Origin of the sequence: Labrys methylaminiphilus subsp. lupini (genome assembly GCF_051161885.1) — a bacterium.
Lineage (GTDB): Bacteria > Pseudomonadota > Alphaproteobacteria > Rhizobiales > Labraceae > Labrys.
Genome location: NZ_JBMDIH010000001.1, coordinates 773,600 through 794,366, shown reverse-complemented (window position 1 = coordinate 794,366; position 20,767 = coordinate 773,600). Strand labels below are relative to the sequence as shown.

Genomic DNA, 20,767 nt, shown 5'->3' with positions numbered 1-20,767 from the left:
CAAAGAGTTTTCCAGAAAAGTTGATAGACTTTTCGATTAAGAAAACGCGTTAAAACAAAGAGTTAGACTAAAATAGCGATTCGAAGAAAAGTCATTTTGGTCTAACCACCCGTCATGGGCGGAAAGAAGGCGACTTCCCCCGCCCCGGCAAGCGGAGCCGCCGGCTTGACATGGCGCCGGTCGATTGCCGCCCGCACGATCTTGCGGTTCTCGAAGGCATGGGCATGGGCCTCGCTGCGCTCGGACAGAAATTGCATCAGATCCTCGACCGTCTTGACCTCGGCCGGCAAGTCGACTTCCTCTTCCGGCACGCCGATGCGTTCGCGCAGCCAGGCGAAATAGATCAGCTTCATCGCGCGTCCTCCAGCCTCATTACGCATCTTCGAGGAGATGCTGCACGCCGCTGCGGAAATAATCATACCCCGTATAGAGCGTGACCACAGCCGAAACCCAAAGCAGCACCAGGCCGATGATCGTGCAGCCGGGCAGAACCGCATCGCCGGCAGGACCAGCCAGCAGGAAGCCGATCGCCAGGAGCTGGACCGTGGTCTTCCATTTGGCGAGCCGCGTCACGGGCACGGAAACGCGCAATTCGGCCAGGAATTCCCTGAGGCCCGAAACCAGAATCTCACGGCACAGAATGACGATTGCAGCCCATACGGACAGGTTGCCGGTGCTCACGGTCCCCGTCGCCGCCAGCATGAGCAGGCAGGCGGACACCAAGAGTTTGTCGGCGATCGGATCGAGCATGCGCCCAAGCGAGGATTGCTGCCCCCAGGCCCTGGCGAGATAGCCATCGAAATAGTCCGTCACCGCCGCCAGGGCGAAGGCTCCGAAGGCAACCCAGCGCACCCAGATCACCTCCGGCCAGAACAGGCAGGCCACCACCACCGGCACCGCCGCAATCCGGCCATAGGTGAGGATGTTCGGCAGGGAGAGCGGTGATGTTCGCTTGGTGGGCACAGGTGCTGTCATGGCTTGAAGGAACATGGCGCGGGCCGCGCCGTCAACCGGGATTAAGGGATGAGGCGAAAGTTCAGGAGGCCTTCTCGTGAAAGAAGTCATAGACTTTGCGGGCGGTCGCCTGATCGATGCCTGGACAGCCTTCGAGATCGGCCATCGAGGCGCGTTCGATCGCCTTGAGAGTGCCGAAATGCCGCAGCAATGCGCGTTTGCGCTGTGGGCCGATGCCGCCGATTTCCTGCAGCCCCCCCTCCTTCATGGATTTGGAGCGTTTCTGGCGATGGGCGCCGATGGCGAAGCGGTGGGCTTCGTCACGCAGACGCTGCACGAAATAGAGCACGGGATCGCGTGGGTCGAGCTTGAAGGGCGACTTGCCTTCAACGATGAAGGTCTCACGGCCGGCATCGCGATCGACCCCCTTGGCGACACCGACCAGCGCGACATCCTCGACGCCAAGATCGACGAAGACCTCGCGGGCGACCTGCATCTGTCCGGCACCGCCGTCGATCAGGACGAGATCCGGCCAGGATGGCATCGCTACATCGTCCGGTTCCGTCCCCTCTTTCGGCTCCGTAATGTCGTCTTTAGGCGCCTCCTTGATCAGGCGGGAAAAGCGCCGTTGCAGCACTTCGCGCATCATGCCGTAGTCGTCGCCCGGTGTGATCTCCGTCGATTTGATATTGAACTTGCGATAATGCGTCTTGGCAAAGCCCTCGCGCCCCGCCACGACCATGCCGCCGACGGCGTTGGTACCCATGATGTGAGAGTTGTCATAGACCTCGATGCGGCGTGGCGCCTCCTCGAGGCTAAAGGCTTCGGCAACGCCTTCCAGCAGCTTGAGCTGCGAGGAGGATTCGGCCAGACGCCGCCCGAGGGCCTCCCGGGCATTTGTAAGGGCATGCTCGACGAGGTCGCGTTTCTCACCCCTCTTGGGCGTCGCGATCTCGATGCGATGGCCGGCACGCAGGGAAAGCGCCTGCTGGAGGATCTCGCCGCCCTCGACCTCATGCGAGAGCAGGACGAGCCTGGGGGCGGGCTTATCGTCATAGAACTGGCCGAGGAAGGCATCGAGCACTTCGGCCTCACTCAACGTGCGGTCGGCCTTGGGGAAATAGGCGCGATTGCCCCAGTTCTGGCCGGTGCGGAAGAAGAACACCTCGATGCAGAACTGGCCGGCCTGCTCGTGCACGGCAAAGACGTCCGCCTCCTCGATCGAGCGCGGATTGATGCCCTGGGTCGACTGAATGGCCGAAAGCGCCGCGAGCCTGTCGCGATAGCGGGCGGCTCGCTCGAACTCCAAGGTCTCGGCGGCCTGTTCCATCTCACGGGCCATCGCCTCCTTGATGGCCTTGGACTTGCCGGTCAGGAAGGCGCGCGCCTCGCCCACCAGGCCGGCATAGTCCTCGATCGAGACCTCGCCGGTGCAAGGCGCGGAGCAGCGCTTGATCTGGTGCAGCAGGCAAGGGCGCGTACGGGTCGAGAACACCGAATCCGTGCAGGAGCGAATGAGAAAGGCGCGCTCCAGCGCATTCATGGTGCGGTTGACGGCCAGAACGCTGGCGAAGGGGCCGAAATAATCGCCCTTGCGCGTGCGCGCGCCGCGATGCTTGGTCAGTTGCGGCGCCGGATGGTCGCCCGTCAGCAGGATATAGGGAAAGGACTTGTCGTCGCGCAGCAGCACGTTGAAGCGCGGCTTCAGGCTCTTGATCAGATTGATCTCGAGCAGCAGGGCTTCGGTTTCCGTCTGGGTCGTGACGAATTCCATCGCCGCCGTCTCGGCGATCATGCGGGCGATGCGAGCGGTCGGCGCGATGCCGCGGGCGTAGCTCGCCACCCGCTTCTTGAGCGAATGCGCCTTGCCGACATAGAGCACCGTGCCCTCCGCATCGATCATGCGATAGACGCCCGGGGCATTGGGCAGCGTCTTCCAGAAGGCATGGATGACCGCGGTCCCCGCCCGCAGCGAGGACGGCACGGCTTTTTCGTCGAAGGCAAAGTCGACGGAGGAGGAGGCTTCCTCGGTTTCGGCAAGATCGGGCGAGTCGGTCATGGCTGATAAATAGGACGCGGGAGGCACGCTGACGAGAGGGCACGCAGATCACTGGTGAAATTGCCCCCAATCCCTGGCGCACCCGGGCTATTCCCGCTCGGACTACTCAGCCCATGCCAGATGCTGGCCGCCGTCGACGGCGATCATCTGGCCGCTGACGCTGCGGGCCCGAGCGAGGTAGAGCACGGCCTCCACGATATCCTCCACGGCGCTGCCGTGGCCGAGTGGCGTGCCGGCCGCCTCGGCGGCGAATTCCTCGGGTGTCTGAGAGGCGGCCTGCATGGTCGGGCCGGGACCGATGCCATTGACGCGGATATGCGGTGCCAGGGCCTGGGCCAGGGTCTGCGTGGCGACATGCAGCACGGATTTGCTGAGATAATAGGAAACATAATCAGGCCGGGGATGCAGCACGCGCTGGTCGATCAGGTTGACGATGGAAGGGTCATAAGCGTGCGGATCGACCTGAGCCGCAAAAGCCTGGGCGAGAAAGATCGGGGCCTGGGCGTTGACGGCGAATTGCCGGTTCCAGATCTGTGCCTGGAGGCTGCCGACGCTGTCCGGTTCGAACATCGAGGCCGAATTCACCAACAGGTCAAGGGTGCCGATGCCAGCGCGCGCCTGCTCGACGATCGCGCTCACCTTGTCTCCCGCGGTCAGATCACCGACGACGATGCAGGTCCTGCGGCCCATGGCCGCTATTTGGGCCGCCACCCCCTCCGCTTCCGCACGCGAGTGATTGCAATGGAGCGCGACATGATATCCGCCCTGCGCCAGACCAAGCGCGATGCTCCGACCGATACGCTTGGCAGCGCCCGTCACCAAGGCGCATTGCGCCCTAGAGCAAAGCGCGTTCATGACTGAACGCTCGTTTGGTCTAGCTCATTGGTTCGACGCGTCTTTGCGATTCTTGCCGATCCCGGCAAATCGAAAAACGCTTGTACTTTTTCCACCATTTTCTCCATTCCGTCGGTCGGCCTGTCTTCATACTGCGTTTACGATGCGGGCAGATTGCTGCCCAGCGTTAACGTCGAACAACCTCTGGGCATTGTTCAAGTGACGGGCTGGCCCGTGCTGGCACCGGAGCAAAATGCGTTCACGGCGGAACGCTTTTTTGCTCTGGCTCTTTAGTTTGACGCGTGTTTGCGATTCGTGGTGACTCCATCAAGTCGCAAAACGCTTTGGCACCGGAACAGGCAACACTGGGACACGATGCTGAAGGTCACTTTCCTCACTTGCGCGATCCTGGCCTGGCAGCCCCTCACCGGAGTGGCGCAGGCCGGCGAAACCGTGCCCGGGGCGCCCTCCGCGCTTTCGCTGGTGTGGACCGGTCGCTTCATTGCCGTGACCAAGGCACCGGTGCTGGCGGGTGTCATCCCGCAGGCTGCCGTCAAGCCAGCGCGCCCGACGGCTGGACAAGACGACATCGACATCGTCGGCTCCATCCCGATCGATTCCCTGGGCGAGAACAGCAAGAACCGTCCGCCCCTGCGCAGCAATGCGCGCCCGACGAGCCTGTGCCTCCTGCCCGGCCTCACCTCGGGCCGAGGCGATGATCTGGCCTGCGGCGGCGTGCAATATAATCGCTGGTCAGCCCGGGCAACGGCGTTCAACTATGATTTGGGTTCGGTTCACTCCGATTTTGCCAATGCACCCGCGCCTTATGCCGCTGGCTGGAAATGACAAACCATCCGAGCCGCGCTAGAATTCACAATATTAATTTCTTGTTAACCATAATAATCATAGAATTACGTTAAGGCAATTTACAGAACATACATCATGGTTAACAAATTATTTCAAATATAATTGAAATCGTTGCCATAATATTGCCTTGTTAAATCTACTTAATAAACCCATCAGGCAACCTTCTCTTAATAGTCTTCACGTAACACGGTCGCATGATTGTTCGATGGGTTGGGGATACCGGCGTCATCGCGTGTATGAGTTCCAGGAGTTCACGATGAAAAAGCTTCTTCTCGCCACAGCAGCGACGCTGATCACCGGGTCCGCCTTTGCGGCCGACATTCCGCAGTATCAGGAGCCCGCGCCGGCCTATCAGGCTCCGGCTTCCAACGTGACTTGGACGGGCTTTTATGCCGGTATCAATCTCGGCTACGGCTTTTCCGGTGACTTCGACGCCAATCGCGGCGTCCGCCTGAACGAGGCCAGCGGCTTCACCGGCGGTGTCCAGGCCGGCTACAACATGCAGTACGATCCGATCGTGGTCGGTCTCGAAGGTTCGCTGAACTATGCGGACATCACCGACAAATATGATGGCCATAAGGGTACCTACGGCTTCAACGGCTCGATCACGCCCCGCCTCGGCTATGCCATGGGCGACTTCCTGCCTTACATCAAGGCCGGTCTCGCCTTCGGCGATGTCGAGATCAACCGCTTTGGTGCCAAGGATTCGCAGTGGCAGGTCGGCTGGACCGCGGGCTTCGGTGCTGAATATCGCGTAACCCCAGAAGTTTCGGTCCGGGCTGAGTACAACTACACCAGTTATGGCAAGGATGACTTCGACATCCGCAGCGGTATCGTCAAGGCCGGTTATGGCGGCAGCGACATCAAGCTGGGCGTGAACTATCACTTCTGATCCGTTCGGAAGACAGCGCTCCGAAGAGGCCCGGCACAGCGCCGGGCCTTTTTCGTTCGGGCGCCGCTATCCAGCTTTGGCCAGGGATGTCCGGCCTTCCCAGATCATGCTGCCCACCACGGCCAGGAGAACCACGCCACCGCCAGCCAAGGCCGCCATTCCCGGCGCTTCTCCGAAAGCAAGCCAGACCCAGAGGGGAGCAAGCGGCGTTTCCAGCGCGCCGATCAGCGCCGTCTGTGCAGCGGGAATGAATTTCGCACCTATGGTGAAGCAGACCAGAGCGAGCCCCATATTGCTCACGCCAAAGGCCACCAGCATGGCAACCTGCTGACCATCGGCCGGCCAGCTCGACATCAGGGGCGCGCTGATCAGCGACGGCACCAGCGCCGACAGGCAGGCGGCCGGCACCAATGGTACGTCGGGAAAGCGCCGCCGCATCACCACGAAAGCGGCAACCAGCACCGTCATCGCAAGCGCCAGGGCATCGCCGATCAGGCTCCCCTGCCCGCCTCCGCCAACCACGGTCATTGCCACGCCGGCAACGGCCAACAGGCTGGCGACCAGCACGGCGGCGGAAACCCGCTCGCGCATCACCAGCCAGGCCAACCCGGCCGCCGCAAATGGCACCGTGGCATAGATGATCGAAACATGAGCCACGCTGGTAAGCCGTAGCGACGCGACGAAGCAGGCCATGCCCAGGCTCGACAGCAGGCAAAAGCCCAGCCCGATCCATCCCATCGCCCTGAAGCTACGCCAGGTATTACGCCCCTCGAGAGCCAGGATGAAGGCCAGGCTGGTGGCTGCGCCGAACAGGCCCCGCCAGAACAGCAAGGCAGCGATGTCGAGCGGCACCGCCCGAGTGAAATAGCCGGCCGTACTCCACAGGATGGCGGAGGCCGTCACCAGCACCACGCCGAAATGGCGCGGGGAGAATGCGGCCGGCATGCTTTCCTCGATGGACATCGCAATCTCCGATATGGCTGGATACCGATTGACAGATGCACATTGAAGCAGAACCTTGCTGACATGAATCTGTCAGCAGTCTCTGCGGCGACCGCGATTAACGGCTTGTCTCCCATGCGCCGCACCACACGCCTGTTCGAGATCATCCAGCTCCTGCGCGTTGCCAAGAAGCCGGTGACGGCCGAGGCGATCGCCGCGCAGCTCGAAGTCGCCAAGCGCACCATCTATCGCGATATCGCGTCGCTTCAGGCCCTGTCGGTGCCCATCTATGGCGAAGCCGGCATCGGCTATGTCATGCGCTCGGGCTATGACCTGCCGCCGCTGATGCTATCGATCGAGGAAGTCGAAGCCCTGGTGGTTGCCCTTGGCCTGCTGGAACGCACCGACGACCGCGCGCTCAAGACGGCGGCGGGCTCGATCCGAGCCAAAATCGCCAGCGTCCTGCCGATTGCCAATCGCGAGCCCATCGACAAGACTCGTCTCTTCGTGCCGCAATGGATCCATCCCGAGCCGGTCAGCGTCGATCTTTCCGCCATTCGCCTGGCCATTCGCGACGAACGCAAATTGTTGCTGCATTATGCCGACGCCCAGGGGCGGGAAAGCCGACGCATCATTCGCCCGATCGCCATGGTCTATTATGTCGAGGTGATGCATGTCGTCGCCTGGTGCGAATTACGTCGGGACTTCCGCAGCTTCCGGGCCGACCGCATCCGCCGGTGCGAGGTCACGCAGGAACGCTTCGAAGGCGAAAGCGCGGCCCTGCGCGCGGCCTGGGAAGCACGCCAGCGTGAAGAGGCGCCGCAGCGCTAGCGCCCCAAGCTTTCAGACGAACAGCAACGACATGACCGGGCGGAGGCGACAACCACCGCTCAAGGCCAACGGCCTTATGCCATGAGGCATTGACAATGACTCATGGTTCCACTTCACGATTTTCGCCAAATCTTTGATTTGGTGTCGAAAATCCCGAGGTGCTCAAATCTCGGATGCATCGGCATCTTCGAGACCTGATATTATTCCGGGCGTGTCAGACCGAAGGCCGGGATTTCCGCCTCGAAGGCAGCCAGCCAGGCCTGCAGCTTGGGAAAATGCTGCCGCCAGGTTCCAGCGAAGCGCAAATCGAGATAGCCGAGCGCACAGGCCAGCGCGATGCTTCCCGCATCCAGCGCCGGATCGAAGGCCCCTGCCCGCGCCTCGAACGCGGCCAGGCCGCGCGCAACCTTGCCGGCCTGGATGTCGAGCCATTTGGCGCTGCGCTGGTCTTCGGGACGGATCCTCGCCTCATAGACCTGGAGCAATGAGGCATCCATGATGCCGTCCGCCAAGGCCTGACGCGTCAGCACCTCATAGCGCCCCGCCCCATGCGGCACGATGCGCCCACCCCCGGCGAGGTGGTCGAGATAATCGAGAATGACCCGGCTGTCGTAGAGAATGGTCCCGTCTTCCAGGATCAGTACCGGGATCTTGCCGAGCGGATTCTGCCCGCGCAGGCTGTCCTGCGGGTCATTGGTATCCGCAGGAACCACGGTGATGCTGTCGAGCAAGCCGAGATAGTGCGCGGCAATCTTGACTTTCCGCCCAAAGGGCGATGGGGGCGAGGAGCGCAATTGCATGGCGGAGCCGAGATCCAGTGCTGGAATCATGAGCGCTCCTGCGAGCGCTCGTCCATCCATTACCGCATTTCAGCCGCTAGTGCGGAAATAGCAGTCAGGCCTTCACCAGATTAACGGCCTTCGGTCCCTTGCCCTTCTTGTCGGGTTCGACATCGAAGGAGATCTTCTGGCCTTCCGACAATGTACCCAGACCGGAACTTTCGACTGCGGTGATGTGAACAAAGATGTCGCGTCCACCATCGTCAGGCGTTATGAAGCCATAGCCTTTTTGGGTGTTGAAGAACTTGACGGTGCCGCTCTGCGCCATCTTACGCTCCCAGTCCCGATCTGGCCGGATGACCAGATCCATTCCACACCAGTGCGAAATGAGTTTCATCCAAAGGACGTTTGTACGCAAGAGGCGATATGAACCCCACGGGCGATCGACCCTTGCCGCGCAGCACAAAATTTATCGATACTGGAAATCCATATGAGCGAAGACATCCCCTATAATCGCGCCGCGCCATTGCCGGGTGTCCTCGAGGAATTGTCGCCGGGTGTCCGCCGTATCGTGGCTCCCAATGGCGGAGCCTTCACCTTCACCGGCACCTGTTCCTATATCGTCGGACGCGGCAAGGTTGCCATCATCGATCCCGGCCCGGACGATCCCGGCCATGTCGCTGCCCTGCTGTCGGCGGTGCGCGGCGAGGAAGTGGTGGCGATTGCCGTCACGCATACCCACCGCGACCACTCGCCGGCCGTGCCGGCACTGGTATCGGCCACCGGCGCACCCACTCATGGCGCCGGCCCGCATCGCAGCGCCCGGCCCCTGCATGAAGGCGAGGTCAATCTGCTCGACGCCGCCGGCGACCTCGCCTTCCATCCCGACGTGGTTCTGGCAGAGGGCGATCGGTTCGGGCCGCCGGACTGGCCGTTGACGGCGGTGGCGACCCCCGGTCACTGCGCCAACCATCTCGCATTTTCGCTGGAGGCGGACAAGGTGCTGTTGTCGGGCGACCATGTCATGGCCTGGTCCACCAGCATCGTCGCCCCGCCCGATGGCTCGATGGGCGACTACATGGCCTCGCTGGAGAAGCTCATCGGCAGGCCGGAGGCACGCTACTTTCCCGGTCATGGCGGGCCGGTCGAGCAGCCCCAGCGTTTCGTGCGCGCCATGATCCAGCACCGCCGCATGCGTGAGGCCTCGATCCTCCAGGCCCTGGGAGACGGCCCCACGCCGATCACGCCATTGACCGCCAGGGTCTATGCGGGACTGCCGGCCGGGCTACAGGGAGCGGCGACCCTCAACCTGTTCGCCCATCTCGAAGACCTGGTCCAGCGCGGCAAGGTCGTCACCGAAGGGGCTCCTTCCATGGCGGGCCATTACTGGCTGGCCTGATCCGGCGTCAGAGCTCGATCGCGCAATTCGGCCATGAAACTCTGCACATGCTTGGCGTTGGCACCGAAATCGTAGGAGCCGTAGCGAGCCGCCGAGCGCATGTCGATGCGCGTCTTGCCGCCCTCGCCCCGGATGCGCAGGGCGATGTCATCGGTGGTACCCAGAAGCGTGGATGAGGCGATCGCCTCGATGCGATCGCTAAAGCGCCTTTGCGTGGCGGCCGATCCTGTGGGCGCGCCTCCGGCCGTGTCGGAGTCCGCGGAATCGCCATCCTCGCGGATGCTGTCCGGCAAGCGAATGCGCGCAGCCATCTCGCCAAAGCGCAGATCGCCCACGATCTGCCAGCGCCTGTCCCGCATCAGGCGAAGCGCAATTTTGCGGATATCATCCGGCGGGACATCGAGGAGAATCGATTGGATCTGCGGCAAGGCTTTGCGCTGATAGGCTGCAAGCCCCACCGCGTAGGCGGTCGAATTGGCATCGCCAGCGCGCGTGCGGGCGGCATGGGCCAAAGGCGGCGGATCGTCGGGATCGGTGCTGACATCGACGATGTCAGGCACGCTGAGAGCGAGACTGGCGGCAATCGCCGCAGGGCCCAGCAGCAGGATGGCGAGCAGGAAAGCGCTGAAGGCCCGGCCGAAGCCCCGCTCGCCCTTGCGCCAGATCACCTGGAAGGCGATCACGGCGCAGAGCAAGGCGGCGCAGGCCGCCAGCAGTCCCGCGCATAAGGCGGCAAAACCAGCCTTGAGCGGGGCGAGATGAAAGCGCATCAGAACCAGCGAAATCAGCACGACCTCGAAGGCAAAGACCGCCAAACTCTGCGCGACACGGGCCCAGCCGATCGGCGGAGGCGCCGGACGCCGCAGCATCAGGGCGCGCCCGCCAGCGACTGTAGGAGATCGGGCAGGTCCATCACGCTCTCGATGACATGATCGGCATGCGGCGCCAATTCCTCCCGCTGCGCGAAGCCGCTGAGTACGGCGATGGCTGTGCCTCCGGCCGCCTTGACGGCATGCAGGTCATGGGTGGAATCGCCGACCAGGGCGATTTCCCGAGGCGCAACCCCGAAAGCCCCAGCAAAGCCGAGCACCGGGCCCGGCTCCGGCTTGCGGCCATGGCCTGAATCATAGCCAAGTACGGCGTCGAGCCAGGGCATCAGGCCGAGCTTCTCGCAGTGGGCACGGGCGCCCGCTTCGGAGTCATTGGTGCAGATGCCCAGGAGGTAGCCCCGGCTCTTCAGGGTGGACAACAGCCAGGGCGGGTCCCCGATCGGCGTGACGTGTTTCAGGCCTTCTTCGATGAAGATACGGTCCATCTGCTCAAAGAAGGCCGTATCGGCGACCTCCCCGAGCACCTCGGCCCAGGCGACGCCATAATCGGCCGAAGATTCAGCCACCAGCACCGAATGCGGCAGAATGCGGTGGCTCTCCAGGTCGTAATCGTTGATCTCGACCAGCTTCGCCATCTTCTCGGGGTCGCCACCACTCAGGCGCTGCATGGCAGCATAGGCGGCGGCGCTCCAGGTGAGGTGGAAGTCGACCAGGGTCCCGTCCTTGTCGAAGAGTATCGCGCGTATCGGCATGTCGAATCCCAGTCTACAGCCCTTTCTCGCCCTCCATAAGGAATTTGGTCGGCGTGGCATACCGAATTCACGCAGGAGCCAGAAATCGGCTATGATGCATCAAACCAGTACCCGAACGTCGCATGCTCGACGCATGGGCCGAAATCGCCGCCTTCCAGAGATTTCGCAGCGCGAACATATTGCGGAATCTCGCGCCAAATCCCATGTTCCAGCCACACGTGGGCTTCGTGCCACGGTGGCAGGCTGCCCATGAGGGGGCCGGCGGGAGAGATTTTGAAACATGCGTGACCCCTATAGCGTCCTTGGCGTTTCCAAGACGGCAAGCTTGGCTGAGATCAAGAAGGCCTTCCGGAAGCTCGCCAAGCAGTACCACCCCGATCAGAACAAGGATGCCAAGGCCGCGGCGAAGTTCGCCGAGGTCAACAGCGCTTATGAAATCGTCGGTGACGAGAAGAAGCGGGCCCAGTTCGACCGTGGCGAGATCGACGCCGAGGGCAAGCCGCACTTCCAGGGCTTCGAGGCCGCGGGCGGCTCCGGTGGTGGATTTGGGCGCGATACCGGCGGCTTCGAGTTCAATTTTGGTGGCGGTCGGGGCGGTAGTAGTAGCAGCACCGGCGGAGGTTTTGCCGGCGGTTTCGACGATATTCTCAGCGAGATGTTCGGCGGACGCGCCCAGCGCGGTGGCAGTTCGCGTGGTTCGGCGCCCCGCGGCGACGACATCCAGGTCACCGGCCAGATTCCCTTCACGGTCTGGGCGCTGGGCGGCAAGACACGGGTCGAGCTCGGGCCAGGCCGCATGGTGGACGCCTCCATTCCGGCCGGCATCGCTCCTGGCAAGACCATCCGCCTCAGGGGCCAGGGCGAGCCCAGCCCGTTCGGCGGCGAACCCGGCGATGCGCTGATCACGGTGGCCGTGGCGCCGCACGATACGTTCCGCGCCGATGGCAGGAACGTGCGTGTCGACGTCAACGTGACCGTCTATGAGGCAGCGCTCGGCGCCAAGGTGCGCGTACCGACGCTGGACGGCTCCGTCGATCTTACTTTGCCCGCCGGCACCACGGGGCTGCGCTCCTTCCGCCTCAAGGGCAAGGGCGTGCAGGCCAAGGACGGCCCCGGCGACCTCATCGTGCAGCCCAGGATCATCATGCCCGGCAAGATCGATCCCGAACTCGAGGCCGCTCTCGTGAAGCTGCGCGACAAGGGTTACGATATCGGGCGATGAATCAAGGAGCGGGTCTTCAGACCCACCATCGGGCGGTACGTGTCCAGAGCGTTTTGCGATTAGACGGAATCACCTCGAATCGCAAAGACGCGCCAGAACAAAGAGTTAGAGCAATAAGCGTTCACGCCTGAACGCGTTTTGCTATAGGCGGGTCTGAAGGCCCGCCCCTTATTTCTCGAACGGCCAGGCCAGCGGCGTGCCGACCTGCCCCCGATGACGCAGGACATGGTCAGCGAGCACGCAGGCCATCATCGCCTCTCCCACCGGTACGGCCCGGATACCGACACAGGGGTCGTGACGCCCCTTGGTGATGATATCGGTGTCGTGGCCATAGCGATCCACCGTACGGCGCCCCTGCAGGATGGAGGAGGTCGGCTTCACCGCGAAGCGCACCACCACGGGCTGGCCGGTGGAGATGCCGCCGAGAATGCCGCCGGCATGATTGGACAGGAATAGCGGCCTTCCGTCATTGCCCATGCGCATCTCGTCGGCATTCGCCTCGCCTCCGAGTTCGGCTGCGGCGAAACCGTCCCCGATCTCCACGCCCTTGACTGCATTGATGCTCATCATGGCCGCGGCAAGATCCGAATCGAGCTTGCCGTAGATCGGGGCGCCGAGGCCGGGCTGCACCCCTTCGGCCACCACCTCGATCACGGCGCCGATCGAGGAGCCCGCCTTGCGCACGCCATCGAGATAGTCCTCGAAGAAGGCGGCCGCGACCGGATCCGGACAGAAGAACGGATTGGCGTTCACCGCCTCCCAGTCCCAGCGGTTGCGATCGATCTTGTGCGGCCCCATCTGCACGAGCGCCCCCCGAACGCTCACGCCCGGCAGGACCTGCCGGGCCACCGCCCCGGCCGCCACGCGGGCCGCCGTCTCGCGTGCCGAGGACCGCCCGCCGCCGCGATAGTCACGGATGCCATATTTGACGTCATAGGCATAATCCGCATGGCCGGGGCGATACTTGTCCTTGATCTCCCCATAATCCTTGGAGCGCTGATCGACATTCTCGATCATCAGGTGGATCGGGGTTCCCGTGGTCAGCAACAGCCCACTCGCTTCGTCGGCCATCACGCCCGAAAGGATACGCACGCTATCCGGCTCGCGGCGCTGGGTGGTGAAGCGGCTCTGCCCCGGCTTGCGGCGATCCAGGAAGCCCTGGATCATCGCCTCGCTGATCGGCAGGCGCGGCGGACAGCCATCGATCACGCAGCCCAGCGCCACGCCGTGACTCTCGCCATAGGTGGTGACGCGGAAGAGATGGCCGAAGCTGTTGAAGGACATGAGAACTCGCAGGGAACGGGTGATGGGCGCCTTCTACAGCATTCGTACCAAAACTCAATTTCGGCCGCTCGCCCAGCGCTAAACGTCTGCCCAGCTTTGGCTTGCCGCGGCTCCGATCGATCAGAATAGACAAGGCATTATCCGGGATCGAATTAGGATTCGATCAGGTAGCGCCGCCGAATTCTCAAACGAAGGTCAAAATTCGGCCATCTCGCGGTTCCATGTCTGAGTCGGTCTGGATATCGAAATCGCTATCAAGATCGAATATACTGGAGGAAATACCATGAACCTACGTCGTTTTGGCCTGCTTCCGGCAATTGCATTGGCACTTTCCTTAGGCGTTGGCGCAGCCTCGGCGCAGACCACTCCTCAAGCTTCACCACCGGCAACGACCGCTCCGACCGAGCAGATGGCGCCCGCCACTGCGCCGACGACCCCGAAGGCCAAGAAACCCACTCTCGATGCCAGCAAGAAGGCGGCGATTTCCAAGGCGTGCTCCGATGCCGCCGACAAGCAGGGACTGAAAGGCAAACCCCGCAAGAAATTCCGCGAAAGCTGCAAGCACAAGGGCGGCCCGGCCACCTGACCCGAATCTGCTGCCGCTGCGAGCGGCCTCTGCTCGACGAGGCCGGCAAGCCTCGCCGGGCCTGACGACCACGACCGCCGAAGCCGGTTATCTGCTTCGGCGGCTCTGGCCAGCCCGTTTTTTCGGGAAATATCTTAGACGTAATTGCTCACGTGGGTCATTCCAGACGCGCTGCAGCACGTAGTGATGCGGCGCAGATCCGGGATCGTAAGCCAACCGAGGCTCATTCTCAGCGCGGTCCCCGGACCAAACCGAGGTTTGGTCTGACTGCGAAGCAGCATTCCATGCTGCATCGCGCACGGGATGACCAGGGGGTGAGCAATTGCCCCTAGACCCATTCAGCCGATTTGTTGCGGAAGACCAGAAGCTTGCCCTGCCAGATCGGCTCCTCGGCGGCCTGACCGCTGGCTTTTCCCGCCAGCAGCACCATCAGCACGCGGGCAACGCCGCCATGGCTGACCACCACGAGATCCTGGGTCACAGTCTTGAGCCAGAGTGCGATGCGGTCATGCAGCATGGCGTAGCTCTCGCCGCGCGGCGGGACATAGGCCCATTTGTCGGCAGTCCGCGCCTTCACCATGTTGCGATCCACCGAGCGCAGTTCGGCCCAGGTCCGGCCTTCCCAATCGCCGAAGGTCAGTTCCTTGAGACGGTCATCGGTGGTGTAGCGCTGCGGTGGCAGGCCGATCGCCTTGCGTGCCAGTTCCGCCGTCTCGCGGGTGCGCCCGAGCGGGCTGACCAGCCAGGGCAGACCATCCGGCGCCGGCAGGACCTCGGCAAGCTTGTGGCCGGCCTCGGTGGCCTGCTTGCGTCCGACCTGATTGAGGGGAATGTCCTGCTGGCCTTGCAGGCGCGCTTCGGCGTTCCAATCGGTCTCGCCGTGGCGCATGAAGTAAAGTGTGGGCGCCACGGGCTTACTCCTGCTTTGGACGCATGAATCAGACGGGAGGCCGTCCTGCCTCCCCAAGCAGAGCTTCCAGATGTCGCCCTCGAATGGGTAACACCGAGAAGCTCGCAAGTGTTTGAGAGCTTGCGGATTCTTCTTGATCGAGCACACGGCTCGATCAAGAAGAATCCGCTCGGACGGGCATCACGCCATCGGCGAACGCCCACCTCGTTTCGTGCTGTCCGGCCTGTCAGCGGCTGCTGGACCGGCGCTCCAAGGCCTGCCCTCGCGCTCAGTCCTTGCCGGCGAGCGTGATGTCGGGCGAGGTCGGATTCTTCATGCCGACCACATGGTAGCCGGCATCGACATGATGCACTTCGCCGGTAACGCCGCGCGACATGTCGGATAGCAGATATGCTCCTGCTTCGCCCACCTCCTCGATGGTGACGGTGCGGCGTAGCGGCGCGTTATATTCGTTCCACTTCAGGATGTAGCGGAAATCCCCGATGCCGGAAGCGGCCAAAGTCTTGATCGGACCGGCGGAGATGGCGTTCACCCGAATCGCTTTCTCGCCGAGATCGGCGGCGAGATAGCGCACGCTCGCCTCGAGAGCGGCCTTGGCCACGCCCATGACGTTATAGTGCGGCATCCACTTCTCGGCGCCATAATAGGTCAGCGTCAGGATCGAGCCGCCATCCGTCATCAGCTTCTCGGCGCGCTGAGCGACCGAGGTGAGCGAATAGCAGGAGATCAGCATCGTCTTGGTGAAGTTCTCTTCGGTCGTCTCGAGATAGCGGCCGTCGAGCTGGTCCTTGTCCGAAAAGGCGATGGCGTGAACGATGAAATCGAGCTTGCCCCATTTGGCAGCGACTTCGGCGAACACGGCATCGATGCTGGCCCCGTCGGTGACGTCGCAATGGCCGACGACCAGGGCATCGAGTTCGGCAGCCAATGGCTCGACGCGCTTCTTCAGGGCATCCCCCTGATAGGTGAAGGCCAGCTCGGCGCCATGCTGCCTGCACGCCTTGGCGATGCCCCAGGCGATCGATCGATTATTCGCCACACCCATGATGAGGCCGCGCTTGCCGGCCATCAATCCACTTGCTGTCATTCCGCAACTGCCTATTCGAAAGGAACGGCATGAATAACGGAAGGCTGCGCAGGGGGGAAGGGGCGATAGGTCTATTTGTTGAGGAATAGACCGTCCCTGTTACGCCGAAAGCGTCGGCAGCCGCCTTATCGTTCCCGGAATACCGCCTTCACACATGCTGGCCACCATTGATGGCGATCTCGGCCCCGTTCACATAGGAGCTCTGATCCGTGCAGAGGAAGTAGATGGTCTTGGCCACTTCATCGGGTGTACCGAGGCGCCGCATCGGAATCTGAGCGACGATCTTTTCGGTACCGGGCGAAAGGATCGAGGTATCGATTTCGCCAGGCGCGATCGCATTGACCCTGATGCCGCGCGGCGCAAAGTCCGAGGCCATCTCACGGGTCAAGGCAGCCAGGGCGGCCTTGGAGGTCGAATAGGCGGCACCGGCAAAGGGATGAACGCGTGCGCCGGCAATCGAGGTGACGTTCACCACCGAGCCCTTGACCTGTTCGAGCTCTTGGATCAGCCCGCGCGCCAGCATGATCGGCGCGAAAAAATTGACCTGGAACACCCATTGCCAATCCGAAAGCCCGGTCTCGATGCTGCTCAGGCGCGAGCCGCTCTTGCCCTTTGGCGAAATCGCCGCGTTGTTGACCAGCGCATGCAGGCCGGTGCCGTCGAGACGGCGCTTGATCTCCTCGATCGCTTCCTCGGTATTGGCCGGATCGGCGAGATCGACCTGGATGTGATCCTCCGGGCCTGCCTCCCAGGGACATTCCTCGGGAAAAGCGTGGCGGGAGCAGGTGATGACCCGCCAGCCTGCCGCTGAAAAGCGCTTGACGGTCGCATGCCCGATCCCCCGGGAGGCGCCGGTGAGAATCATCGCGCGCTGCGGATGCTGGGCGGAACTGCTTGCCATGACGGATACCGATCGAAAAAGAGGCGGCTCCAAGGAGCCATGCCAGAAGACATAGATATCACGACGCCCAAATGAAATAGGGTGGCGGATCGCCGCGACAGCCGAGTCGGGCCCAATTACAACCCCAGAGGCCGTTGCTCCAAATGGGCGCGCGCCCTTGTCAGGGATAGAGCTGCTCGCGCCGCCAGCCGCCTTGGCTCTCGGCACGCCGGAAAACCAGGCGGTCATGCAATCGGAACGGCCTGTCGTGCCAGAATTCGATCTGCACCGGCAGGATGCGGAAACCGGTCCAATGGGGAGGACGCGGGATCTCGCCGATGGCGAATTTGGCCGTATAGGTCGCCACGGCCTTTTCAAGGGCGAAGCGCCCTTCGAGTGGCCGCGACTGCTGCGACGCCCAGGCGCCGATTCGGCTGCCACGCGGGCGCGTGACGAAGTAGGCGTCCGCCTCCGCATCGGTGACGCGCTCGACCGGCCCACGCACCCTCACCTGCCGGCGCAGGCTCTTCCAATGAAACAGCAAGGCGGCCTTGGGCGTGCCGCCCAATTCCGTGCCCTTGGCGCTCTGTGTGTTGGTATAGAAGACGAAACCCTTGTCATCGAGGCCCTTGAGCAACACCATGCGCACGTCCGGCAGGCCTTCCGGATCCACCGTGGCGAGCGCCATCGCGTTGGGGTCGTTCGGCTCGGATTTCTCCGCTTCCGCCAGCCATTGCGCGAACAACAAAAACGGTTCGGACGCGCCGAGGAAGCCAGCCGAGTCACCCGGCGTTAACTCGCCCGTGCCAGGATTACCTAACGTCATGGTCATTGGGGTGGCTCCACTGTGTTCAGCCTGTTCGTCTTCAAGGGCGGTTATAACGCCTACCGCGTCCGCGGCCCACTGTCAGTGCTGTTCGCCAGTGTCATTTTGACAGGCTGCGCCATTTCGACGCCCCTCGGCCCGATCTTCGGCTCGGCCGAGGACAAGACGACGACAGGTTCGATCCCCGAACAGGACATCCGCCTGAACGCCAGCATGACCGATGCCGACTGGCAGCAAGCCAAGGCCGCGCTGCAGGCGGGAATGGACCCCCAGAATCCGGGCGCCTCCATAGCGTGGTCCAGCATGACAACCGGCGTACATGGCCTGGTCACTCCGGTTGCCGATAGCTATGCCGAAAACAAGCTTACCTGCCGCAGCTTCGTCGCAGCCCAGGGCGGCCAGGGCCCGACCCAATGGTATCAGGGCAAGAGCTGCCGCAGGAGCGGCACGGCCTGGTCCATCGTCAGCGTACAGCCCTGGGCCCTGCCGCACGTGTGAGAATTTTCGCACGCCACCGGGCCTGGTTAATCGAACATTCAGGTGGCCCGGCGTATATTGCTGGTCATGCCGTGCGAAGTATCACGGGGCTTTCACGTTAACCATGATACTTTCGCCGCCAAATATTCACAGTCCGGCCTTCACCTCGCTTCAAAGCACCCTCAGGGTGAAAACAAGTAGAGCGTGTCGTTGCGTATGGAGTTAATTATGACGACCTCCCCTCTTTCTACCGACCGACCAAGCGAAGCGCTCGCACCGCCGCAAGGCTCCCCGCGCGAGCAGCTCCAGCATCTCTATCGCGCCATCGGCATTTCGGCCGTCGCCGCGGCAGCGGCCCAGGTGGCACGCGTTGTCGCCAAGCCGGAGAAGCCCAAGCATGAGATGCCGGCTTGCCTGCGCGACGAAGACGACGACCTCGCCGCCTAAGGCAAAGCGTGTTTAGAGCCAAACCCTGCTCTGCTTTCGCTCTTTGGTTCGATGCGTCTTTGCGATTCTGGCGTTACCGCTGAATCGCAAAACACTTTAGGCGAAAGCATCCCGCATTTGTCGATATGCGACACGACCGCAACGATAGAGGCGCGGCATATCGGTAACATTGAACTTATGAAAGCATCGCAGCCGCGCCGCAAAGCGCGGCTTTCTTTATGAGCTGCAGGCTTATTTACTTGTGACGTTCTTGCAACATGTTGCAGTAAAATGACGGCGATGTCGCAAATAAGATAATCATGTCGCCGCTCCGTCATAATTCCCACGCCTTCGCTGTCAATTATGAGCCAAGTTGTTGTCGTAACTGCGTAAATCTGTGCACGTACTTGTCGTGTACCTTGGTTGAGGACCAGATTATGGACATCGAGGGATCGCGTCTCCAGCAGCCCGCGCAAGAGAAGCGGGAAAAGCTCGAGGATCGTTATGGCAAGATCGCCATCCCGGCTCTGGCCGCCGCCGTCGGGGCAGCCCGCAAGGAAAAGGATCAGCGCCAGATGAGCGCGGAGGCAGCCTATACGCGCCTCCAGCAAATGGCCCAGTCGTAAGACCCGGCTATACTTTCCTTTACGGCACTGGACCTGCCGCAATCGGCGGCAGGTTTGTCCGGATGCGACGCTTTGCCTGCCGAGACAGGTGGCATTGGGACCCGTATCAACCGGCCCGCCAGGCAAGCATACGCCGAAGCCGACGGCTGACGCCATTTTCGGCCGCGCTCATCCGGTGCTGAGCTTCGTCTCGGGTCCCTGCATGCTTATGCAGCCGATCAGACTAGGCTCCAGCCAGATATCGGCCTTTGTCGAAGGCGCCTCACGCCTGCCGATACCGGGCCCGGGAAGATCGGGCGCGAGCACGGCGTGAATCTGGTTGGCGCCGCAGTCCCGCCTTCATCCTCCTCCACTCGACACGAATGACCGATCGCTGCCACGCAGCCGCCGCCAAACCAGCGGAAGTCAGAAGCCCATGGAAGATACTGAAGCGCCTCGCGCATAGTCCCCCACGCCGGGCTTTCATTCGCATATGGGCCGAAGCCCGATTGGCCAGATCCGGAAAGTCGGCAGGTTTCCGCCGAATGCCCGCGGCTCGTCCCGCCGACACGAAGCTGCCCCAGGGGCAGCAGGGCCAACAAAAAAGCCCCAGTGCGATCCGGGGCTCTTGTCGAAATTACCTTGGATGCAGCGCCGTGACGAGCACGCCGCCGAAATCCGCCTCAGCGCACGATCACCTTCGTACCGGCGGGAACGCGGTTATAGAGATCGATCACGTCGATGTTGCGCATCCGGATGCAGCCGGACGAGACGCTACGGCCGATTTTCTCAGGTTCGTTGGTGCCGTGAATGCGATAGAGCGTGTCCTTGCCGCCCTGGAAGAGGTAAAGCGCACGCGCGCCCAGCGGGTTGGTCCACCCCCCTTCGGTGCGCTTGACATGCGGCCAGCGCACCATCATCTCGGCCGGCGGATTCCAGGTCGGCCATTCGGCCTTGTGGTCGATGACGGCTTCACCCGTCCACCCGAAGGCCTCGCTGCCGAGGGCCACGCCATAGCGCATCGCCTTGCCGTCGGGCAGCGTATAATAGAGCAGATGCTGCTTGGTCTCGACAACCACTACGCCCGCCGGTTCGCCAGTGGGATTGTCGACCATGTAGCGGGCAAACATCTTGTCCACGTCGCCGGTGGGAATCATCGCCATGAACTGCGCGTCCCGCTCCGAGAGCACGGGATCGGCCGTCTTGGTGTATTGGCAAGCGCCCAGACTCAGCGACATGACCGCGAGCATGGCGAAATGGACCAGTTTCATAGTACCCCCGAATACGTCAGCGCGTAGCTAGTACCGCCATCATTATGGTTACTG

At 62.5% G+C, this 20,767-nt stretch carries 25 protein-coding genes; 10 read left to right on the top strand and 15 right to left on the bottom strand.

Annotated features, from left to right (window positions below):
• Positions 1 to 101: 101 nt before the first annotated feature.
• The 4 genes from moaD to ACN6KF_RS03640 form a co-directional block, all read right to left on the bottom strand.
• Entirely contained in the window at positions 102 to 353 is a 252-nt protein-coding gene (gene moaD, locus ACN6KF_RS03655) for a molybdopterin converting factor subunit 1 (RefSeq protein ID WP_434955526.1), read from the bottom strand.
• Positions 354 to 372: 19 nt separating this feature from the next.
• On the bottom strand, positions 373 to 975 hold the full coding sequence (pgsA, locus tag ACN6KF_RS03650) for a CDP-diacylglycerol--glycerol-3-phosphate 3-phosphatidyltransferase (protein WP_434955525.1): 603 nt from the start codon (positions 973 to 975) through the stop codon (positions 373 to 375).
• A 61-nt stretch (positions 976 to 1,036) separates the two neighbouring features.
• Complete coding sequence (uvrC, locus tag ACN6KF_RS03645) at positions 1,037 to 3,013, bottom strand: excinuclease ABC subunit UvrC (protein WP_434955524.1); 1,977 nt, start codon at positions 3,011 to 3,013, stop codon at positions 1,037 to 1,039.
• Positions 3,014 to 3,115: 102 nt separating this feature from the next.
• Complete coding sequence (locus ACN6KF_RS03640) at positions 3,116 to 3,868, bottom strand: SDR family oxidoreductase (protein ID WP_434955523.1); 753 nt, start codon at positions 3,866 to 3,868, stop codon at positions 3,116 to 3,118.
• A gap of 27 nt (positions 3,869 to 3,895) precedes the next feature.
• Between ACN6KF_RS03640 and ACN6KF_RS03635 the strand changes: the two genes are divergently transcribed.
• The 3 genes from ACN6KF_RS03635 to ACN6KF_RS03625 all read left to right on the top strand — a co-directional run bounded on the left by ACN6KF_RS03635 (position 3,896) and on the right by ACN6KF_RS03625 (position 5,606).
• On the top strand, positions 3,896 to 4,141 hold the full coding sequence (locus ACN6KF_RS03635) for a hypothetical protein (RefSeq protein WP_434955522.1): 246 nt from the start codon (positions 3,896 to 3,898) through the stop codon (positions 4,139 to 4,141).
• An 81-nt stretch (positions 4,142 to 4,222) separates the two neighbouring features.
• Positions 4,223 to 4,693 (top strand): hypothetical protein, encoded by a 471-nt coding sequence (locus ACN6KF_RS03630; protein WP_434955521.1) that lies wholly within the window; start codon positions 4,223 to 4,225, stop codon positions 4,691 to 4,693.
• Positions 4,694 to 4,970: 277 nt separating this feature from the next.
• Complete coding sequence (locus ACN6KF_RS03625) at positions 4,971 to 5,606, top strand: outer membrane protein (RefSeq protein ID WP_434955520.1); 636 nt, start codon at positions 4,971 to 4,973, stop codon at positions 5,604 to 5,606.
• 66 nt (positions 5,607 to 5,672) lie between these two features.
• Here the strand turns inward: ACN6KF_RS03625 and ACN6KF_RS03620 are convergent, their stop codons facing one another.
• Positions 5,673 to 6,569, bottom strand: a complete 897-nt coding sequence (locus ACN6KF_RS03620; protein WP_434955519.1) for a DMT family transporter — start codon at positions 6,567 to 6,569, stop codon at positions 5,673 to 5,675.
• A 114-nt stretch (positions 6,570 to 6,683) separates the two neighbouring features.
• Here ACN6KF_RS03620 and ACN6KF_RS03615 point away from each other — a divergent pair, with 114 nt between their 5' ends.
• Complete coding sequence (locus tag ACN6KF_RS03615) at positions 6,684 to 7,379, top strand: helix-turn-helix transcriptional regulator (protein WP_434955518.1); 696 nt, start codon at positions 6,684 to 6,686, stop codon at positions 7,377 to 7,379.
• A 200-nt stretch (positions 7,380 to 7,579) separates the two neighbouring features.
• On the opposite strand, the gene ACN6KF_RS03610 is transcribed toward ACN6KF_RS03615, so the two are convergent.
• Together ACN6KF_RS03610 and ACN6KF_RS03605 are read right to left on the bottom strand one after the other, a co-directional pair.
• The gene (locus tag ACN6KF_RS03610; protein ID WP_434955517.1) at positions 7,580 to 8,209 is read right to left on the bottom strand and encodes a glutathione S-transferase; all 630 of its coding nucleotides are present in this window, start codon (positions 8,207 to 8,209) and stop codon (positions 7,580 to 7,582) included.
• 64 nt (positions 8,210 to 8,273) lie between these two features.
• Complete coding sequence (locus ACN6KF_RS03605; RefSeq protein ID WP_068284736.1) at positions 8,274 to 8,486, bottom strand: cold-shock protein; 213 nt, start codon at positions 8,484 to 8,486, stop codon at positions 8,274 to 8,276.
• A 162-nt stretch (positions 8,487 to 8,648) separates the two neighbouring features.
• Here ACN6KF_RS03605 and ACN6KF_RS03600 point away from each other — a divergent pair, with 162 nt between their 5' ends.
• Positions 8,649 to 9,557 carry an MBL fold metallo-hydrolase gene (locus ACN6KF_RS03600; RefSeq protein WP_434955516.1) on the top strand — a complete coding sequence of 303 codons (909 nt, stop codon included), beginning with the start codon at positions 8,649 to 8,651 and terminating at the stop codon, positions 9,555 to 9,557.
• Here ACN6KF_RS03600 and ACN6KF_RS03595 read toward each other — a convergent pair.
• Together ACN6KF_RS03595 and ACN6KF_RS03590 are read right to left on the bottom strand one after the other, a co-directional pair.
• Entirely contained in the window at positions 9,542 to 10,426 is an 885-nt protein-coding gene (locus ACN6KF_RS03595; protein ID WP_434955515.1) for a DUF1499 domain-containing protein, read from the bottom strand. The two genes, ACN6KF_RS03600 and ACN6KF_RS03595, sit on opposite strands and share 16 nt — an antisense overlap.
• The gene (locus tag ACN6KF_RS03590) at positions 10,426 to 11,139 is read right to left on the bottom strand and encodes an HAD family hydrolase (RefSeq protein WP_434955514.1); all 714 of its coding nucleotides are present in this window, start codon (positions 11,137 to 11,139) and stop codon (positions 10,426 to 10,428) included. Before ACN6KF_RS03590 ends, ACN6KF_RS03595 begins: the two co-directional genes overlap by 1 nt.
• 280 nt (positions 11,140 to 11,419) lie before the next feature.
• On the opposite strand from ACN6KF_RS03590, the gene ACN6KF_RS03585 reads away from it, so the two are divergent.
• Positions 11,420 to 12,361, top strand: a complete 942-nt coding sequence (locus tag ACN6KF_RS03585; RefSeq protein WP_434955513.1) for a DnaJ C-terminal domain-containing protein — start codon at positions 11,420 to 11,422, stop codon at positions 12,359 to 12,361.
• A gap of 168 nt (positions 12,362 to 12,529) precedes the next feature.
• Here ACN6KF_RS03585 and aroC read toward each other — a convergent pair whose 3' ends face one another.
• Positions 12,530 to 13,645 carry a chorismate synthase gene (gene aroC / locus ACN6KF_RS03580; RefSeq protein ID WP_434955512.1) on the bottom strand — a complete coding sequence of 372 codons (1,116 nt, stop codon included), beginning with the start codon at positions 13,643 to 13,645 and terminating at the stop codon, positions 12,530 to 12,532.
• Positions 13,646 to 13,928: 283 nt separating this feature from the next.
• On the opposite strand from aroC, the gene ACN6KF_RS03575 reads away from it, so the two are divergent.
• Positions 13,929 to 14,231 carry a PsiF family protein gene (locus ACN6KF_RS03575; protein ID WP_434955511.1) on the top strand — a complete coding sequence of 101 codons (303 nt, stop codon included), beginning with the start codon at positions 13,929 to 13,931 and terminating at the stop codon, positions 14,229 to 14,231.
• 328 nt (positions 14,232 to 14,559) lie between these two features.
• Here ACN6KF_RS03575 and ACN6KF_RS03570 read toward each other — a convergent pair whose 3' ends face one another.
• The 4 genes from ACN6KF_RS03570 to pdxH all read right to left on the bottom strand — a co-directional run bounded on the left by ACN6KF_RS03570 (position 14,560) and on the right by pdxH (position 17,940).
• The gene (locus ACN6KF_RS03570; protein ID WP_434955510.1) at positions 14,560 to 15,141 is read right to left on the bottom strand and encodes a histidine phosphatase family protein; all 582 of its coding nucleotides are present in this window, start codon (positions 15,139 to 15,141) and stop codon (positions 14,560 to 14,562) included.
• A gap of 268 nt (positions 15,142 to 15,409) precedes the next feature.
• Positions 15,410 to 16,228 carry an enoyl-ACP reductase FabI gene (fabI, locus tag ACN6KF_RS03565; protein WP_068284574.1) on the bottom strand — a complete coding sequence of 273 codons (819 nt, stop codon included), beginning with the start codon at positions 16,226 to 16,228 and terminating at the stop codon, positions 15,410 to 15,412.
• A 148-nt stretch (positions 16,229 to 16,376) separates the two neighbouring features.
• Positions 16,377 to 17,129, bottom strand: coding sequence for an SDR family NAD(P)-dependent oxidoreductase (locus ACN6KF_RS03560; protein WP_434955509.1), 753 nt, complete (start codon positions 17,127 to 17,129; stop codon positions 16,377 to 16,379).
• A gap of 160 nt (positions 17,130 to 17,289) precedes the next feature.
• Positions 17,290 to 17,940: a pyridoxamine 5'-phosphate oxidase gene (pdxH, locus tag ACN6KF_RS03555; protein ID WP_434955508.1), complete on the bottom strand. Its 651-nt coding sequence runs from the start codon at positions 17,938 to 17,940 to the stop codon at positions 17,290 to 17,292.
• 15 nt (positions 17,941 to 17,955) lie between these two features.
• Here pdxH and ACN6KF_RS03550 point away from each other — a divergent pair, with 15 nt between their 5' ends.
• The 3 genes from ACN6KF_RS03550 to ACN6KF_RS03540 all read left to right on the top strand — a co-directional run bounded on the left by ACN6KF_RS03550 (position 17,956) and on the right by ACN6KF_RS03540 (position 19,463).
• Positions 17,956 to 18,432: an RT0821/Lpp0805 family surface protein gene (locus ACN6KF_RS03550; protein WP_434955507.1), complete on the top strand. Its 477-nt coding sequence runs from the start codon at positions 17,956 to 17,958 to the stop codon at positions 18,430 to 18,432.
• A gap of 207 nt (positions 18,433 to 18,639) precedes the next feature.
• Positions 18,640 to 18,858, top strand: coding sequence for a hypothetical protein (locus ACN6KF_RS03545; protein WP_434955506.1), 219 nt, complete (start codon positions 18,640 to 18,642; stop codon positions 18,856 to 18,858).
• Positions 18,859 to 19,274: 416 nt separating this feature from the next.
• Positions 19,275 to 19,463 carry a hypothetical protein gene (locus ACN6KF_RS03540; RefSeq protein WP_149251642.1) on the top strand — a complete coding sequence of 63 codons (189 nt, stop codon included), beginning with the start codon at positions 19,275 to 19,277 and terminating at the stop codon, positions 19,461 to 19,463.
• Between the two features lie 662 nt (positions 19,464 to 20,125).
• Here the strand turns inward: ACN6KF_RS03540 and ACN6KF_RS03535 are convergent.
• A complete protein-coding gene (locus ACN6KF_RS03535) occupies positions 20,126 to 20,713 on the bottom strand; it encodes a L,D-transpeptidase (protein WP_434955505.1) in 588 nt (195 codons plus the stop codon).
• Between the last annotated feature and the right edge of the window lie 54 nt (positions 20,714 to 20,767).